This is a genomic window from Collinsella sp. AM20-15AC, assembly GCF_003471405.1.
Classification (GTDB): Bacteria; Actinomycetota; Coriobacteriia; order Coriobacteriales; family Coriobacteriaceae; genus Collinsella.
Window position 1 is genome coordinate 69,750 of the sequence record NZ_QRJA01000008.1, and the last position, 17,959, is coordinate 87,708.

13 protein-coding genes are annotated in these 17,959 nt (G+C 60.9%); 8 read left to right on the forward strand and 5 right to left on the reverse strand.

Annotated elements, in window-relative coordinates; all coding sequences use genetic code 11:
* Positions 1-30 precede the first annotated feature (30 nt).
* Both DW233_RS04160 and DW233_RS04165 read left to right on the forward strand, forming a co-directional pair.
* Positions 31-1,053, forward strand: a complete 1,023-nt coding sequence (locus DW233_RS04160) for a 2-keto-3-deoxygluconate permease (RefSeq protein ID WP_118266845.1) — start codon at positions 31-33, stop codon at positions 1,051-1,053.
* 190 nt (positions 1,054-1,243) lie between these two features.
* Entirely contained in the window at positions 1,244-2,386 is a 1,143-nt protein-coding gene (locus DW233_RS04165; RefSeq protein ID WP_199574578.1) for a diguanylate cyclase, read from the forward strand.
* 190 nt (positions 2,387-2,576) lie between these two features.
* Here the strand turns inward: DW233_RS04165 and DW233_RS04170 are convergent, their stop codons facing one another.
* Together DW233_RS04170 and DW233_RS04175 are read right to left on the reverse strand one after the other, a co-directional pair.
* Positions 2,577-3,512 (reverse strand): DMT family transporter, encoded by a 936-nt coding sequence (locus DW233_RS04170; RefSeq protein ID WP_118266848.1) that lies wholly within the window; start codon positions 3,510-3,512, stop codon positions 2,577-2,579.
* Between the two features lie 99 nt (positions 3,513-3,611).
* Positions 3,612-7,358 carry a phosphoribosylformylglycinamidine synthase gene (locus DW233_RS04175; protein WP_118266850.1) on the reverse strand — a complete coding sequence of 1,249 codons (3,747 nt, stop codon included), beginning with the start codon at positions 7,356-7,358 and terminating at the stop codon, positions 3,612-3,614.
* A gap of 184 nt (positions 7,359-7,542) precedes the next feature.
* On the opposite strand from DW233_RS04175, the gene DW233_RS04180 reads away from it, so the two are divergent.
* Positions 7,543-9,105: a cation:proton antiporter gene (locus DW233_RS04180; protein ID WP_118266852.1), complete on the forward strand. Its 1,563-nt coding sequence runs from the start codon at positions 7,543-7,545 to the stop codon at positions 9,103-9,105.
* A 121-nt stretch (positions 9,106-9,226) separates the two neighbouring features.
* Here DW233_RS04180 and DW233_RS04185 read toward each other — a convergent pair whose 3' ends face one another.
* Positions 9,227-9,976, reverse strand: a complete 750-nt coding sequence (locus DW233_RS04185) for an SDR family NAD(P)-dependent oxidoreductase (RefSeq protein ID WP_118266854.1) — start codon at positions 9,974-9,976, stop codon at positions 9,227-9,229.
* 214 nt (positions 9,977-10,190) lie between these two features.
* The gene (locus tag DW233_RS04190) at positions 10,191-11,534 is read right to left on the reverse strand and encodes a homoserine dehydrogenase (RefSeq protein ID WP_118266856.1); all 1,344 of its coding nucleotides are present in this window, start codon (positions 11,532-11,534) and stop codon (positions 10,191-10,193) included.
* 498 nt (positions 11,535-12,032) lie between these two features.
* On the opposite strand from DW233_RS04190, the gene DW233_RS04195 reads away from it, so the two are divergent.
* The 5 genes from DW233_RS04195 (at position 12,033) to DW233_RS04215 (ending at position 16,894) form a co-directional block, all read left to right on the forward strand.
* Positions 12,033-13,220, forward strand: coding sequence for an ABC transporter substrate-binding protein (locus tag DW233_RS04195; protein WP_117637819.1), 1,188 nt, complete (start codon positions 12,033-12,035; stop codon positions 13,218-13,220).
* Positions 13,221-13,359: 139 nt separating this feature from the next.
* On the forward strand, positions 13,360-14,241 hold the full coding sequence (locus DW233_RS04200) for a branched-chain amino acid ABC transporter permease (RefSeq protein WP_117582912.1): 882 nt from the start codon (positions 13,360-13,362) through the stop codon (positions 14,239-14,241).
* Positions 14,242-14,250: 9 nt separating this feature from the next.
* Complete coding sequence (locus tag DW233_RS04205; RefSeq protein WP_118266858.1) at positions 14,251-15,330, forward strand: branched-chain amino acid ABC transporter permease; 1,080 nt, start codon at positions 14,251-14,253, stop codon at positions 15,328-15,330.
* Positions 15,320-16,180 (forward strand): ABC transporter ATP-binding protein, encoded by an 861-nt coding sequence (locus tag DW233_RS04210; protein WP_089573307.1) that lies wholly within the window; start codon positions 15,320-15,322, stop codon positions 16,178-16,180. The genes DW233_RS04205 and DW233_RS04210 overlap by 11 nt, the downstream gene beginning before the upstream one ends.
* A 12-nt stretch (positions 16,181-16,192) precedes the next feature.
* The gene (locus DW233_RS04215; protein WP_035137222.1) at positions 16,193-16,894 is read left to right on the forward strand and encodes an ABC transporter ATP-binding protein; all 702 of its coding nucleotides are present in this window, start codon (positions 16,193-16,195) and stop codon (positions 16,892-16,894) included.
* Positions 16,895-17,127: 233 nt separating this feature from the next.
* On the opposite strand, the gene DW233_RS04220 is transcribed toward DW233_RS04215, so the two are convergent.
* On the reverse strand, positions 17,128-17,959 hold an 832-nt coding region (locus DW233_RS04220), incomplete at its 5' end, for a zinc ribbon domain-containing protein (protein ID WP_147357128.1).

Sequence of the window (17,959 nt, forward strand, 5' to 3'; positions counted from 1 at the left end):
TTGTACCCCGTCAGCGGAAATGGGGGTTTCATGGTACAGGAAGCGAACGCCAACGAGCAAAAGAAATTCAAGGTCCCGCGCATCCCGGGCGACATCATGATCTATCCGATGATCGTCGGTCTTTTGCTCAACACCTTCTGCCCGCAGGTTTTTGAGATCGGCGGCTTCTTTACGGCTGCCTGCCGCGGTGGCTCCAATACCATCGTCGCCGCGATCCTGCTGTTTGTGGGCGCCGGCATCAGCTTTAAGTCCACGCCAGGTGCCATCAAGACCGGCATCGTCGTGCTGATCCCCAAGCTGGTCGTCGCAGCGGCTCTCGGCTTGGGCGTGGCATATTTCTTTAACGACAACTTCCTGGGTCTGAGCTCCGTGTCTATCATCGGCGGCATCACGTTTTGCAACATGGCGCTCTATACGGGCATCATGGGCGAGTTCGGCGATGAGTCCGAGCAGGGCGCCGTCGGTATCCTGTTCTTTACGGCTGGCCCCGCCGTCACGATGATCATCCTCGGTGTTTCCGGCCTCGCCAACATTCCCATTGGCACCATTATCGGCTCCATCTTGCCACTCGTTATCGGCATGGTTCTGGGCAACCTGTTCCCGTTTATCAAGAACCTGCTGGTTCCCGGTGCCAATCCCGCGATTGCCGTCATCGGATTTCAGCTCGGTGCGTCCATGAGCCTGTCGAGCTTTATCACCGGCGGTATTTCCGGCATCTTGCTGGGCCTTGTCACGCTGTTTGTCGTCGGTCCCATCACCTTTGCGTTCGAGCGTCTGTGCGGCGGCAATGGCAAGGCCGCTGTGGCTTGCTCCACCATTGCCGGCACGGCTATGACCACACCGGTTGCCCTCGCCGAGGTCGCACCGCGCTACGCCGAGCTTGCGCCCACCGCGTACGCTCAGATCGCCACCGCCGTTATCATCACGGCGATCATGGCTCCGATTCTGACTGGCTGGGTCGACAAGAAGTTCTGCCAAGGCAAGGAGGATCTGTCGCCTGTCGGTGTCGAGGCCATCGAGGAGGCCGTCGCGACTGACATCGATGGCGAGTAGCAATCGATACCCATCAATGATGCCGGCGTGTGCAATTCGCGCCGTATGGGCGCCCGAACAGAAACTGTTTTGCAGTGATGTTCGGGCGCTCTGCTATTATCCCCTTTACCCCTGCGGAGTAAAGGGGTGTTTATTGCCCTGATTCGAATTGGGCGATTCTGACCACTTGGGTATTGAAGGGATGGCGCTAGTGGTTAAGGCACTCAAGATTGAGATATTCGTGCTATGCATGATTGTTCTTATCGGGCTTGCCGTGCGAAGTCGTCGCTCCTTGTTCTCGAGCACCCAGCAGCTATTGTTTAGCATGCTGGGCTACACCTCTGCCGCGTACATATTATTCGATATGATCCGGACGCTTTCGGACGGTGTGGACGGCACGTTGGGCATTGCTGCCAACTGGATTTCCAACGCGGTTTCGTTTTCGCTCTTTGCTATCGCGTGTCTCATTTGGTTTATCTATTCCGAGGCGGTGCAGGGTTCTCGCCTTTTGACCTCGCGCTATAGGGTGGTGCTTGTTGCGTTGCCTACGGCTCTGGTGGTCGTGCTGGCGTTTACCAGTTACTGGACGCACGCCCTGTTCTATATCGATTCGCAGGGCGTGTATCGTCGCGGCTTTGCCTATATGATCCAGCCCATCGTCAGCTACTGTTACGTTATACATACGTCCCTGCATGCATTTGTGCAATCTCGCAGGGTCGAGAGCCTGCAGACGAAGGCCATCTATCGAACCTTGGCATTTTTCGCCATTCCGGCCCTGGTGGGCGGTACCTTTCAGGTCGTATACTCGGTGCCCGGCCTTTGTGTCGGCATAATGATTAGCATGTTGCTGCTCTACATCATCTACCAGGAGCAGCTCATCTCGACCGACCCGTTGACTGGACTTAACAATCGCAACCGTTTTGAGACCTATATGCTGTCGCTCTTCTCAAATGTGGATCAGGCCGAAGATGTATATCTGCTTATGATGGACGCCGACGGCTTTAAGCAGATTAACGATCGCTATGGGCATGTGGAGGGCGACCACGCTCTTCAGGTCATATCCGCTGCGCTCAAAGAAGTCTGCTCGGCGTCTGGCGGCTTTATCGCACGTTATGGTGGCGATGAGTTCGTGGTGCTCCAAAAGGCAGTGGCGGAACAGGATATCATGCATCTGTGCGCGACAATCAACGATGAGCTCGCGCGCGCCGAGGTTCCGTATCTGTTGCGGATGTCCATCGGCTACGCACGGGTTGGTGATGGCATCGATACCTGGCAAGACTTGCTTCGTGCTGCCGACGCGGAGCTCTACCGCGTAAAGCGCGAGAAGAAGAAAGCCGGCGTTCAGATACGCTAGGAAAAGGGGCACACGACCGTTGCGATGGTCGTGCGCCCCTTTTGCGTTTGTGGGGGCCACCGGTCATAATGCCCAGGCGCGGTGCGGCAAGACGGGCGTCTGCCGCCGCGACTCGGTGCGAAATCAACGAGAACCAGTGCATTCCATTAAGCTAAAGTGTGTGAAGGCTCTCCCTAAAAAGGTGAGCTCTCTAGGCTTTTTTGGGTTTGTTGACGATGATGATGCCGCTGCAGACCAAGAGCAGGGCAACGATGACAGTAACGGGGCTCGTGCCGGCGCCCTCGCCAAGCAGCAGTGCGCTCAGCAGTACGCCAAAGACCGGGTTCATAAACCCAAAGACCGAGACGCGGCTGACGGGGTTGACGGCAAGCAGGCGCGACCACAGCGAGTAGGCGACCGCGGAGATAAGCGCCATGTAGATGATGAGCACGATGGCGGGGACAATCGCCGTGGGGGAGAGCGCGCCACCCATCAAAAAGCCGATGGCGGTGAGGACCAGGCCGCCGACCAAGAACTGCCACCCGGCAAGCAAGACGCCGTCGTGCTCGCGCGAGAAGATGCCGATCAGGCAGGTCGAAAGGGCACCCGCGACGGTGGAGGCCAGGATAAAGCCCTCGCCGTCGAGCGTAAAGCCAAAGGTACCGTCCGCGCCCGAAAGGTTGACGAGCGCGACGCCAGCAAAGCCCAGCACGCAGCCGAGCACCTTGGCCACATCGAGCTTTTCGGTGCGAAACGCCAGGGCGGCAAAGAGGATGGCGAGGAAGTTGGCGCTGGCCTCGATGATGGAGCTCGACATGGCGCTTGCACGGGAGAGACCAAGGTAGAAAAAGAAGTACTGTCCGATAGTCTGGAAGAGCGACAACGTGAGGATAGACTTGATATCGCGCGCTTGCGGAACGAGCGGTCGGCGCTGGGCCACGCTCATGCCAACAATGACCAGCATGCCGGCAAGGGTGAAGCGCAGACCCGCGAAGAGCAGCTGCGAGGCGCTGTCGTGCGCGGGAATGCCAAAGAGGCCGTAGCCAATCTTGATGCAGGGAAAAGCCGACCCCCAGAGTGCGCAGCAGACGAGACAGCCCAGGATGAGTCCGGGCAGGGTGGCGAGATACGGCTTGCGGCTTTCCATGATGTCCTTCCTGTATGCGCGAAGCAAAAAAGAACCCGCCACCGGGCGTGCCGGTGGCGGGTGTTGTTACCCGAGGGGATTGTACCCGATGGGATAGCTTTAAGCGAAGTAGGCTACGCCGCTCTCAAAGATCGGCATGAACTTGTCACCGGGGACATACTCGGGCACGTTGCGGTACAGGTTGTCGCCGCGACGCTCGGCATGGCCCATCTTGCCCAGGACGCGGCCGTCGGGGCTCGTGATGCCCTCGATGGCGAGTGCGGAGCCGTTGGGGTTGACGGAAAGGTCCATGCTGGGCTTGCCGTCCTCGCCCACGTACTGCGTAGCGACCTGGCCGTTGGCGATCAGCTGGGCGAGCACCTCGTCGTTGGCGACAAAGCGGCCCTCGCCGTGGCTGATGGCGACGGTGTAGGGGTCGTCCAGGCTGCACTGCGACAGCCACGGGGACAGGTTGGACGAGATGCGGGTGCGCACCAGGCGGCTCTGATGGCGACCGATGGTGTTGAACGTCAGCGTGGGTGCATCGGGCGTGGCGTCGACGATGTCACCGTAGGGCACCAGGCCGAGCTTGACCAGAGCCTGGAAGCCGTTGCAGATGCCCAGCATCAGGCCGTCGCGGGCCTTGAGCAGGTCGCGGACTGCCTCGGTGACCTCGGGAGCGCGGAAGAACGCCGTGATGAACTTGGCGGAGCCGTCGGGCTCGTCACCGCCCGAGAAGCCACCGGGGATCATGACGATCTGGCTTGCACAGATGCGGCGGGCAAGCTCGTGGGTGCTCTCGGCGACGGCCTCGGGCGTGAGGTTGTTGATCACGAAGGTGTCGGCCTCGGCACCGGCGGCACGGAAGGCGCGGGCGCTGTCGTACTCGCAGTTGTTGCCGGGGAACACCGGGATAATCACGCGCGGACGGGCGATCTTGGCGCCGCCGTACACGTGGATATCCTTGGCGCGGAAGTCGATGGTCTCGACCTCAGGGGTCTCGCCGGCGCTGCGGTAGGCAAAGACGCCCTCGATGCCGCTCTCCCAGGCCTCCTGGAGCTCGGAGAGCTCGATGACCTCGGAGCCGGTATCGATGACATAGCCCTCGACGGTGGTACCCAGGGGCTCGACGACAACGCCGTCGGCGACCTCAGGCAGCTCGGCATCCTCGGCGAGCTCGACGATAAAGCTGCCATAGAGCGGGGTGAAGAGGCTCTCCACGTCCACATCCTCGGCAAGCTCGATGCCAATCTGGTTGCCGACGCACATCTTAAAGAGGCTCTCGGCGCCGCAGCCGTAGCCGGGCGTGGAGACGGCCAGGGCGTCGCCAGTGGCGGTGAGCGCCTCGACGGCGTCAAACGCGGCGAGCAGCTGCTGAGCGTCGGGGCGGTAGTCCTCACCATAGGTGGCGGGGGCGATGCGCACGACGCGATGCGTCAGACCCTTGAACTCGGGCGAGACGGCACGGGCGGCCTTACCCACGGCAACAGCGAAGCTGATCAGGGTCGGCGGAACGTTGAGCTCACCGGCCTCGTCCTCAAACGAGCCGCTCATAGAGTCCTTGCCGCCGATGGCGCCGGCACCCAGATCGACCTGGGCCATAAGGGCGCCCAGGACGGCTGCCATGGGCTTGCCCCAGCGCTCGGCCTCGGTGCGCAGGCGCTCGAAGTACTCCTGGAAGGAGAGGTAGGCGCGCTTGTGCTCAAAGCCGGCGGCCACGAGCTTGGCGATGGACTCAACCACGGACAGGTAGGCGCCCGCAAACTGGTCGGCCTCCATCAGGTAGGGGTTGAAGCCCCATGCCATGGCGCTCGCCGTGGTGGTCTCGCCGTCCACGGGGAACTTGGCGACCATGGCAGAGCTCGGGGTGAGCTGCGTCTTGCCGCCAAAGGGCATGAGTACGGTCGCGGCACCGATGGTGGAGTCGAAGCGTTCGGAAAGGCCCTTGTTGGAGGCGACGTTGAGGTCGGTGACCAGCGAGGTCATGCGCTCGGCAAGCGTGGTGCCGGCCCAGCTGGGCTGCCACACGCTGCGGGCGCAGACGTGGGCGACCTGGTGCTTGGGTGCACCGTTGGAGTTGAGGAACTCGCGGGATAGGTCGACGATGGCGACGCCGTTCCAGGCCATGCGCATGCGCGGCTCGGCGGTAACCTCGGCGATAACGGTCGCCTCGAGGTTCTCCTCGGCGGCGTAACCCATGAGCTCCTCGACATCACCGTCGGCGACGGCGCAGGCCATGCGCTCCTGGGACTCGGAGATAGCGAGCTCGGTGCCGTCCAGGCCGTCGTACTTCTTGGTCACGGTGTCCAGGTCGACGTACAGGCCGTCGGCAAGCTCGCCTACGGCGACCGAGACGCCGCCGGCGCCAAAGTCGTTGCAGCGCTTGATCAGACGGCAGGCGTCGCCGCGGCGGAACAGACGCTGCAGTTTGCGCTCGACCGGGGCGTTGCCCTTCTGGACCTCGGCGCCCGAGGTCTCGATGGACTCGGTGTTCTGGGTCTTGGAGGAGCCAGTGGCACCGCCGATGCCGTCACGGCCGGTGCGGCCGCCCAGCAGGATGATTTTGTCGGTGGGGGCGGGGCACTCGCGACGCACGTGGTTTGCCGGGGTAGCGCCCACGACGGCGCCGACCTCCATGCGCTTGGCCACGTAGCCGGGGTGATAGAGTTCGTTGACCTGACCGGTGGCAAGGCCGATCTGGTTGCCGTAGCTGGAGTAGCCGGCGGCAGCAGTGGTCACAAGCTTGCGCTGCGGCAGCTTGCCCTCGAGCGTCTCGGAAACCGGGACGGTGGGGTCGCCGGCGCCGGTGACGCGCATGGCCTGGTACACATAGCTGCGGCCCGAGAGCGGGTCGCGGATGGCGCCGCCCACGCAGGTGGCGGCACCGCCGAAGGGCTCGATCTCGGTCGGGTGGTTGTGGGTCTCGTTCTTAAAGAGGAACAGCCAGTCCTGGTCCTCGCCGTCGACATCGACCTTCACCTTGACGGTGCAGGCGTTGATCTCCTCGGACTCGTCGACATCGGTCATGACGCCGGTCTTCTTGAGGTACTTGGCGCCGATGGTGCCCATGTCCATGAGGCAGACGGGCTTGGCGTCGCGACCGAGTTCGTGGCGCATCTCCATGTAGCGGTCGAAGGCTTGCTGCACCACGGCGTCATCGATCGTCACGTCGTCCAGGACGGTGCCGAAGGTGGTGTGGCGGCAGTGGTCGGACCAGTAGGTGTCGATCACGCGGATCTCGGTGATGGTGGGGTCGCGATCCTCATCGCGGAAGTACTGCTGGCAGAAGGCGATGTCCGCCTCGTCCATGGCAAGGCCGCGCTCGGAGATAAAGGCGGCAAGGCCGGCCTCGTCGAGCTCGCGGAAGCCGTCGAGCACCTCGACGGGCGCAGGCTCGGGGGTCTCCATGTACAGTGTCTTGGGCAGGTCGAGCGAGGCGATGCGCGCCTCGACGGGGTTCACCACGTAGTGCTTGATGGCCTCGACGGCGGCTTCGTCCAGAGCGCCCGAGATCATATAGACCTTGGCGGAGCGCACGGCGGGGCGCTCGCCCTGGCTGATGAGCTGCACGCACTCGCTGGCGGAGTCGGCGCGCTGGTCAAACTGGCCAGGCAGGAATTCGACGGCAAAGACGGCGCCATCGCTTGCGGGGAGCTCGTCGTAGGTCACATCGACCTGGGGCTCGCTAAAGACGGTCGGCACGCAGGAGCGGAAAAGCTCCTCGTCGATGCCCTCGACGTCGTAGCGGTTGATGATCCTCAGGGCCTCGATGCCCTTGATGCCGAGAATTTCGGTCAGCTCGCCCTTGAGCTGCTGAGCCTCGACGTCGAACCCGGGTTTCTTCTCCACGTAGATACGAGAGACCATTGGTTCCTGCCTTCCTGATCGGTTGGGCGTACGGTACGGTATGCGGCAGCGGTCGGTTTGCGGGGTCTGCCCTGCGGTCGCCTTGAGCCACATGTTTGTAAACCTCACTATGATACGACAGCTCGCGGCGCGTTGAGGACGGCGAGGGTGCTACAGTGAAGCGCAAACAAGAGAAAGGCATCACATGGCATTCGTTTCGCTCGCCATCATCGCACTCGTGGCCTTCGCGAGTCCTTTTATCGCCTCGGCGATTCCCGGAAAACCCGTTCCCGAGACGGTCTTTTTGCTCGTGCTCGGCGCGGTGCTGGGACCCCATATGCTCGGCGTCATCCATGTAGATGCTGAGGTCTCGCTTGTGTCCGAGCTGGGCCTGGCCTTTTTGTTCCTGCTTGCCGGCTTTGAGATCGACCCCAAGAGCATCACGGGCGTCGAGGGGCGCTACGGCTTGGCGACGTGGGTCGTCACGTTTGGTATCGCCTGGCTTGCCGTGCGCTTTACCCCGTGGTTCTCAGTCAGTCATTTCGACGGTATCGCCGTGACGCTTGCCCTCACTTCGACGGCGCTCGGTACGCTTGTGCCCATCATGCGTGAGCGCTCGCTCACCGGCACGCGCGTGGGCGACTCGATTCTCGCGTATGGCACTTGGGGCGAGCTCGGTCCCGTGCTCGCCATGTCGGTGCTGTTGTCTGCCCGCACTGGCATCCAAACGCTCGTTATCCTTGGCTTGTTTGCGGTGGTTTGCGTGTTGCTGGCCGTGGTCCCAAGCCGCTCCAAGCGCGTCGGCAGCCGCTTCTTTGCGTTTGTTGAGGAGCGCGCCGATACCACGTCGCAGACCTTCGTGCGCCTGACGGTGCTCATCCTGGTCACGCTCGTGGCGTTCTCGGCCGTCTTTGATCTCGACATCGTGTTGGGTTCTTTTGCCGCCGGCTTTGTCCTGCGCTATATCATCCCCGAGGGCAACCATACGCTCGAGACCAAGCTCGACGGCCTGGCCTACGGTTTTTTGATTCCGGTGTTCTTTACCGTATCGGGCGCAAAGATCGACCTGACGGCCGTGGCGTCGCGCCCGGGCTTGCTCGCGGGCTTTATCGTGGCGTTGTTGATTATTCGTGCCGTGCCCATTCTTATCTCTATGAGCATTTGTCCTGCGACGCGCGATGTCTCGGCGTATGGCCGCATCACCGTGGCGCTCTACTGCACCACGGCGCTGCCGATCATCGTTGCCGTGACGAGCGTTGCCGTCAACGCGGGTGCGCTGTCGCAAGACATCGCGTCGGTTATGGTTGCCGCCGGCGCCATCACGGTGTTCTTGATGCCATTGCTCGCGCAGCTCTTCTACCGCGTGGTCGACGCCGCACCGGTCGCCGCCGTGGCAGAGGTTGCCGAGCATCCATCCGATGCGCTCGACATCCTGCGCGCTCACCACGACCTAGCGAGCTTGCTCGCGCGCGAGCATGAGCTGCTGACTTCGCATGGCCATGGTCGCGTATTCGAGGGCCTGCCTACGCTCGATACGATTGCCGAGCGTCTTTCTGCCGAGGCGGCGAGCGGCCACATCGATGCCCGCATCGTGGACGCGGCGCACCTGCTTGCCGATAAGACCTATGGAGACGAGGTCGACCCGTCCGAGCTGACCCAGCGCGAGCGTCGCCGCCTGGAGCGCGCCAAGCTCGCCGTACGCGAATACCGCCGCCGTATGCTGGAGCTCTATGCAAGAGAAGAAGCCGAGGACGACGACGGTAAGTAGCAAGGAATGTCGGGATACGGGTTCCGTCCAAATAATAGAAGGCGCGCTGTCTGCGGTTGATGCAGGCAGCGCGCCTTTTGCGTTGAGCTTCGTTGAGGTTCGAAGTCGTGGCTTGCGACCTTTAGGAGCGGGCGGCTCCGTCGACGGGGAGCACGGCGCCCGTGACGTAGGAGGACATGTCACTCGCCAGGAAAACAAAGGCGTTGGCGACATCCTCGGGCTCGCCCATGCGACCCAGCGGAATGGTGGCGATGATGGGCTTGATGACCTCTTCGGGCAGGTTGGCGACCATATCGGTCTTGGTCACGCCGGGTGCGACGGCATTGACGCGAATGCCCATGGGGGCGAGCTCGCGCGAGAGCGACTGGACCATACCGTTGACGGCAAACTTGGACGTGGGATAGCCAACGCCGGAGGGCTGACCGTACTTGGCGACCATCGAACTCGTGGTGGTGATGGTGCCGCCATGACCTGCCTCGGTCATGATCTTGGCGGCAGCCTGGTGGCCATTAAAGACAGCGACGACGTTAAGGTCCATGACCTTTGCGAACTCCTCGGCCGTATAGTTAAGGAGCGGCGAGCGCTGGGAGATGCCGGCATTGTTGACGACCGTGTCCAAGCCGCCCATGTCGGCGGCAGCCTGGGTAAAGGCCTCGGTCACGGCTTCGAGCGAGGTGAGGTCGCAGGAGCGGCCCCAGACCTTGGCGTCGGGATAGGCGGCTGCCAGCTTCTCAACGGCCGCGTCGGCAGTCTCCTGGCGTGAGCCAAAGACGGTGACGGCAGCGCCTTCCTCGATAAAACGGCAGGCGATGGCATAGCCGATACCGCGTGTGCCTCCGGTGATGATTGCTTTCTTGCCCTCGAGCAACATGGTGCTTCCTCTCATCGCGGGCGGACATTCGCAACACAGCGTAGCCGTAACCGGAATCGGCCGTGTTTGCATATCGGTGAACGGTAGCCCGCGTTACCGATGAGCGGCTCGCGCAAATGTGCTCTGCCGTTGTGCTTAGGGCAGGAGACAAAAGGGCTCCCGTCCCACATCGGACGGGAGCCCTCAAAGCGTGTATTGCTAGGCGAGCGTTGAGTTAGTTGGCCATAACGCCTTCGATCCAGGCCTCGACGTCCTCGATGCGCAGGACGTTGGCGACCTCGGCCACGCAGTCGACGCTGGCAAGCTCGGCGGCGGCAGCCTGGACGTCCTTCTCGAGCGCGCGGTGCGTCAGGAAGATAACCGAGCAGGCATCGCTGACGCCCGACTTGCCGTCCTCGACCTGGTTGATGAGCGAGATCGAGATGTTGTGCTTGGCAAAGATGTCGACCGTCTCGGACAGGGCGCCCACGCGGTCGGCGACCTTCAGGCGCACATAGTACTTGGTCTGGAGCTCGTCCATGGGCTTAAAGGCGAGGTTGTGGCCATAGGGCTCAATCTCGGGCAGCGGAGCCACGCCGCGGCTGATCTGCTCGGAGAGCGACAGGATATCGCCCACGACGGCGCTCGCGGTGGGGAAGGAGCCTGCGCCCGCGCCGTAGAACATGGTCTCGCCCACGGCGTCGCCTACCACGTAGACGGCGTTCATGGCGCCGTTGACCTTGGCGAGCATATGGTCTGCGGGGATCAGCGTGGGATGCACGCGAACGTCGACGCCAGCGTCGGTGTTGCGGGCGATGCCGAGCAGTTTGATGGTGTAGCCGAGCTCGCGGGCCTGGGCGATGTCCTCGGCGCCGATGGTGCGGATACCCTGCTGGTACACATCATCGGTGGTAACGCGGGTGCCAAAGCCGATGGAGGCGAGGATGGCCGTCTTGCTTGCGGCATCGAAGCCGTCGACGTCGGCGGACGGGTCGGCCTCGGCATAGCCCTTAGCCTGTGCGTCGGCGAGCACGTCAGCGTAATCGGCGCCCTCGGCGTCCATGCGCGACAGGATGTAGTTGGTGGTGCCGTTGAGGATGCCGGCGATGGTCAGGATCTTGTTACCCACCAGGTCGTGCTCGAGTGTGCTGACAATGGGGATGCCGCCACCGCAGCTGGCCTCGCACTTAATCTGCACGCCGCACGCACGCGCCTTCTCGGCAAGCGTCTCGACATGGCGGCCCAGCAGGGCCTTGTTGGCAGAGACGACGTGCTTGCCGTGCTCAAAGGCGGTGGTGAAGATCTCGGTCGCGGGGTGCTCGCCGCCGATGAGTTCGACGACGATATCGACGGCTGGGTCGGTGACGACGTCATGCCAGTCACTCGTAAAGGCCTCGCGCTCAATACCGGCTGCCTCGGCCTGCTCCCAGACAAGCGCGCAGGCGCGGGTCAGCTTAAGGTCGATGCCGTAGGCTGCCAGGTACTCATCGTGGTGGCTCTTGATCAGACGGGCCACGCCGCCGCCGACGGTTCCCAGACCGATCAGACCGACGTTCACGGTGCGCAGGGATTCGCTCATAGATAGCTCCTTCGTGCATCTTATGGATGGATAAACCGCTTAAAGGTTGAGTGCATTCTAGCGTGAACCGGGGGCGCGTGCTCGCCAGGCAACAGGAGCCGCACAAAACGGCACCCCCGAAACGCTGCGGAAACATTGGAAACACGCTCGCTACAAACGGACTTCCGTAACAAACTGTCAACGTTTGCGCCATAAGGTTTGCCCTGTACCGCAAGACGGCCGCACCGCGGCCAGCGAAAAAAAGGGGGGACACCATGTTTATTAAGAGCGGGAACGCTTGTAACAGAATGGAAACATTACTTTTACACAATAAAGTGGCATTACTGCATAAAAAAATAGAAATACGCAGAAATATGGATAAATGAACAAATCCAAAGAAAAGTTGAAATATTCGCCACTTTTCCTAACTAAAGCGTCTACTATTTTGCGAACGCCGAACACGGCGAAGGATGGCCTGTCGGGTAACCGAAACCCGACGAGATTTGAGAGGAGAGCCGCATGTCGAGCCTCACCGGTAAGTCATTGAACCCTGTTATGAATCGCAGGAGCGTTATCGCGAGCGCAGCAGGTCTGGGGGCGATGTCCATTCTAGCTGGCTGCTCCTCCAACGGCGGCGACAGCGGTTCCGCGTCGGGCGACGCTTCGTTTAAGATCGGCACCATCGGCCCGCTGACCGGCGCCAACGCGTCCTACGGCAAGTCCGTTACACAGGCTGTCGAGCTTGGCTGCAAGGATTTCTCGACTAAGGAGCTGCCGCTTGTCAGCAAGGCCGAGGACGACCAGGCTGACGGTGAGAAGGCCGTCAACGCCTTCAACACCCTGCTCGACTGGGGCATGCAGGCCCTCGTCGGTCCGACCACCACGGGTGCGTCGGTCGCCGTTGCCGCCGAGTGCGGCAACGACCCCGAGACGTTCATGATCACCCCGTCTGCGTCCTCCGAGGACGTTACCAAGGGCAAGGATTGCGTCTTCCAGGTTTGCTTTACCGACCCCAACCAAGGTGTCAACGCTGCCAAGTTCCTGGCAGAGAAGTATGCGAACGAGAAGTTCGTGCTGTTCTATAACTCCGGCGACGCCTATTCTTCGGGCATCGCAGATTCCTTTAAGGCCCAGGCCGCTAAGTCTAAGCTTGAGATTGTCGACGAGGAGACCTTTAAGGACGACTCCGCCACGAGCTTTACCAACCAGCTGACCAAGGCCAAGCAGGCAGGCGCCACCATGATCTTTGCGCCGATCTACTACACGCCGGCGTCCGTCCTGCTCAAGAACGCCAAGGACATGGGCTACGACGTCAAGATGATGGGCTGCGACGGCATGGACGGCATCCTGGGCGTTGAGGGCTTCGACACCTCTCTTGCCGAGGGTCTGCTGCTCATGACCCCGTTCTCCGCCGACGACGAGAAGAACGCCGACTTCGTCAACGCTTACAAGGATAAGTACGGCGATACACCCGACCAGTTTGCCGCCGACGCCTACGACGGCGTGCATGCTGTGGTCGAGGCTCTCAAGGAGGCCGGCCTGGGCGTCGACGCCGACCCCACCGAGGTTGCCGAGAAGCTTCCCGAGGCTATGCTCAAGATTACCGTTGACGGTCTGACTGGCAAGCTCTCCTGGAACGACAAGGGTCAGGTCCAGAAGGACCCGACGGCGTACGTCATTACCGACGGCAAGTACGTACAGGCCTAATAGGCCGCCTTATATAGAGCGGTTTTGATCCCAAGCAGGGGAGGTTTTGGCCTTCCCTGCTTGCTTGGTATCTAGGGACGATGTAACGTCCCTGTTTCATACATCAACTGGAAACCTATTCGAAAGGGGGATGTGGAACATGACGGTCTTTATCCAATACTTGGTCAACGGCCTGTCCATGGGCAGCGTCTACGCCATCATCGCGTTGGGCTACACCATGGTCTACGGTATCGCCAAGATGCTCAACTTCGCTCACGGCGACGTCATCATGGTCGGTGCCTATGTCTCGTTCTGCGCCACGTCGTATCTCGGCCTCCCGGGCTGGGCATCTGTAATTCTCTCTTGTGTGGTCTGCACGGTTCTCGGTGTTCTCATCGAGGGTCTGGCATACAAGCCGCTGCGCCAAGCAGGCCCTCTGGCCGTTCTGATCACGGCCATCGGCGTGTCTTACTTCCTGCAGAACGCCGCGCAGCTTCTGTGGGGCGCCACGCCCAAGAACTTCACTTCGCTCGTCACCTTCCAGGTGCCGGAGTTCTTGGCCAAGTTCAACGTAAGCGCCGTCTCGCTCGTCACCATCGTCGCCTGCCTGGTTATCATGGCCGGCCTGATGTTCTTTACAGGTAAGACCAAGATGGGCAAGGCAATGCGTGCCGTGTCCGAGGACAAGGCCGCCGCTCAGCTCATGGGCATCAACGTCAACCGCACCATCTCGATGACGTTTGCCATCGGCTCGGCACTTGCCGCTATCGCCGGCGTGCTCCTGTGCTCCTACTCGCCGGTGCTGCAGCCCACCACGGGTGCCATGCCCGGCATCAAGGCGTTCGACGCTGCCGTCTTCGGCGGCATCGGCTCCATCCCCGGCGCCTTTGTCGGTGGCATTCTCATCGGCATCATCGAGGCGATGGCGCAGGCTTACATTTCCACGAGCCTTGCCAACTCCATCGTCTTTGGTGTTCTGATCATCGTCCTGCTCGTCAAGCCTGCCGGCCTCTTGGGCAAGTACGTTCCCGAGAAGGTGTAGGTGAGCGTTATGAAGTTTCTTAAAGACAAGCAGACGCGTCACGACTTTGTCACGTACGCCATGTGCATCGTGGCCTTCGCCATCGTGTTCTTTATGCAGTCCAACCATATGATCCCGCGCATGATCGCCGGTCAGTTGGTTCCCATTACGGCCTACATCGTCATGGCCATTTCCCTCAACCTCGTCGTCGGCATCGCGGGCGACTTGTCGCTGGGCCACGCGGGCTTTATGAGTGTCGGTGCCTACACGGGCATTGTCACCGCGGTCGCCCTCGAGAGCGCCGTCCCCTCCGATCCGATACGTCTTGTCATCAGCATTGTGGTCGGCGCTATCGCCGCTGCCATCTTGGGCTTCTTGATCGGCATCCCGGTCCTGCGCCTGAGCGGCGACTATCTGGCCATCGTGACCCTGGCTTTTGGCGAGATCATCAAAGAGATCGTCACCTGCCTTATCGTGGGTGTCGACTCCCGCGGCCTGCATGTGATCTTTAACATTACGGGTAACTCCACGATCGACGACCTGCACCTGCTCGAGGACGGCACCGCCATCATCAAGGGCGCGCAGGGCGCATCGGGCGTGTCGACCTATTCGACCTTCCTCGCCGGTGCCATCCTGGTTATGGTCGCGCTCGTGATCGTGCTCAACCTGGTTCGCAGCCGTACCGGTCGTGCCATTATGGCCGTGCGCGACAACAAGATCGCTGCCGAGTCTGTGGGCATCTCCGTCACCCAGTACCGCATGATCGCCTTCGTGGTTTCCGCCGCTCTCGCCGGTGCTGCCGGAGCCCTGTTCGGCGGTAACTTCTCACAGCTTTCCGCCACTAAGTTCGACTTCAACACGTCCATCCTCATTCTGGTGTTCGTGGTCCTGGGCGGTCTGGGCAATATGCGCGGCTCCGTCATCGCGGCGGCGTTGCTCACGGTGCTTCCCGAGCTGCTCCGTCAGTTCTCGGACTACCGCATGCTCATCTACGCCATCGTGCTGATCCTAGTCATGATCTTTACCAACAACCCGCAGCTCAAGGCGTTCTTCGCACGCATTAAGGACCGCTTTGCTCCCAAGAAGGAGGTGGCAGCCGATGCCCAGTAAGTTTGAGTTCAACAAGGGCAAGATGGTCCCGTATCCTTCTGGCGCCATCGTTCCCGATCGCGACCTGGGCCAGCGCCCGGCACTCGAGTGCATCCACCTGGGCATTGAGTTCGGCGGCCTTAAGGCAGTCGACGACTTTAGCCTGACTATCGGCAAGACCGAGATCGCCGGTCTGATCGGCCCCAACGGTGCCGGTAAGACCACGGTCTTCAACCTGCTCACCAAGGTATACCAGCCCACGCACGGCACCATCCTGCTTGACGGTGAGGACACCTCGGGCAAGTCGGTCTATCAGGTCAACCGCATGGGTATTGCCCGTACATTCCAGAACATTCGCCTGTTCAACACCATGACGGTGGAGGATAACGTTAAGGTCGGTCTGCACAACCAGGAGCGCTACTCCGGCTTTGAGGGCGTGCTGCGCCTGCCGACGTATTGGAAGCACGAGAAGGCCGCCCACGAGCGCGCCATGGAACTACTGTCCATTTTTGATATGGAGCATCTGGCAAACGAGCAGGCCGGATCGCTGCCTTACGGCGCTCAGCGTCGTCTGGAGATCGTCCGCGCGCTTGCCACCAACCCCAAGCTACTGCTGCTCGACGAGCCTGCCGCCGGCATGAACCCGTCCGAGACCGCCGAGCTCATGGAGAACATCGTCAAGATCCGCGACACCTTCGGCATCGCCATCATGCTTATCGAGCATGATATGTCGCTCGTTATGAACATCTGCGAGGGCATCTGCGTGCTTAATTTTGGCAAGGTCATCGCCAAGGGCACGGCCGAGGAAATTCAGAACAACGACGCCGTTATCGAGGCATATCTGGGCAAGCAGGATAAGGGGGAGAACTAAATGGCAGAGCCGATGCTTTCCGTCTACAACATCAACGTCTGGTACGGCGCTATCCACGCCATCAAGGACATCTCCTTTAACGTCAACGAGGGTGAGATCGTGGCCTTGATCGGTGCTAACGGCGCCGGCAAGTCTACAACGCTTAAGACGGTCTCGGGCCTGCTGCGTTCCAAGACCGGCTCCATCAAGTTTATGGGCGAGGACATTACCCATACGCCTGCCGACAAGCTGGTGGGCAAGGGCCTGGCCCAGGTGCCCGAGGGCCGTCGTGCCTTTTTGCAGATGACGGTCGAGGAGAACCTGGAGATGGGCGCTTACACGCAGCCCAAGTCCACGGTGGCTCCGGGCCTTGAGCGCGTCTACGAGCAGTTCCCTCGCCTTAAGGAGCGCCGTCGCCAAGTCGCCGGCACCCTTTCGGGCGGCGAGCAGCAGATGCTCGTTATGGGCCGCGCCCTTATGAGTAACCCCAAGCTGCTCATGCTTGACGAGCCTTCCATGGGCCTGGCGCCGATTCTGATTGAGCAGATCTTCCAGATTGTCGAGGACCTGCACAAGGCCGGCACCACGGTGCTTCTGGTCGAGCAGAACGCGCAGATGGCGCTCTCGATCGCCACGCGTGGCTACGTGCTCGAGACCGGCAAGATCACCATGACCGGCACGGGCCAAGAGCTCCTGCACGACGATAACGTCCGCAAAGCCTATCTTGGTGGTTAATCCATTCAGCAAAGGGGGCGCTGACCAACCCGGTCAGCGCCCCTTTTAAGTTGCGGTGAAATAGGGACTAAATAGGGATTCTAGACGCCAAAACAGTCCCTATTCCACCGCAACTTCAATGGGGCGTGCGACGATGACCGTCCCAAATTGGCACCCCTGCACCAAGCCAAGGCCCCGTTCCGGAATGTGTCGGAACGGGGCCTTGGTGGTTGGGGCCTATTGGGTTTTGCTCGCTAGTCTACCTTATGCCCGCATGTTGGGCAGAACTGGGCTTCGGGTACGAGCGGGGTTCCGCAGTGGCGACAGAAGCGGGCGGGCTCGGTCGGAGCTGCCGGTGCCGTCGGCATCGCAGGTACTGCAGGTGGAACGGCGTTCTGCTGGGCGCGCTTCTGACGTCGACGCTGCTTGCGTTGAGGTTTGGGCGCTGCAGCTACCGCACCGTTCGCGGCCTTCGCACGCTTCTTGCGGATGCAAAGGACAACGATCGTGCCACCGATGATGAGGACAATCGCCACGCCGCCGCAAATGACAAATGGTAGATGATTCTGGACAAAGTACAGCACATCCTCAGGCAGCGAATGGGGGATATTGGACTTATAGATGTTCACGTGGACCGTTGCGGGGTCGTTTTCATCGTTATAGGTTTCCAAAATCCTACGATCACCGTCCATGAACCAAAGATCGGACCAATGAGAGCCAAACTCGCTCTTTGCTCCGGTTTTTGCATCAGCTAGGCATACCGAGCGTTTGTCACCATCTGTGCTTACTCCGAGCAGGGCCTTACCGTCATGTGAGATGTCTTTGAGGTATCCACCGCCGAAGGGGAAGGCGATCGAGCTAATAATCTCTTCCTTTCCCAAATCATAGACGCCAACGTTTGCATCAGTATCGTTTAGGTCGTAATAACCTTCAGCCTCTTCAAATAGCTCGTTTGACCCTCTTTTTATATAGATTGGGTAGAACTTAACTGATTCCGAGTAGAAATTATTAGGAGCATGCTCATCGTCATTGAGAAGAACGGTACCGTCAAGATTCTTTCGCAAATTGATCGAGGCGGCCTCGGCC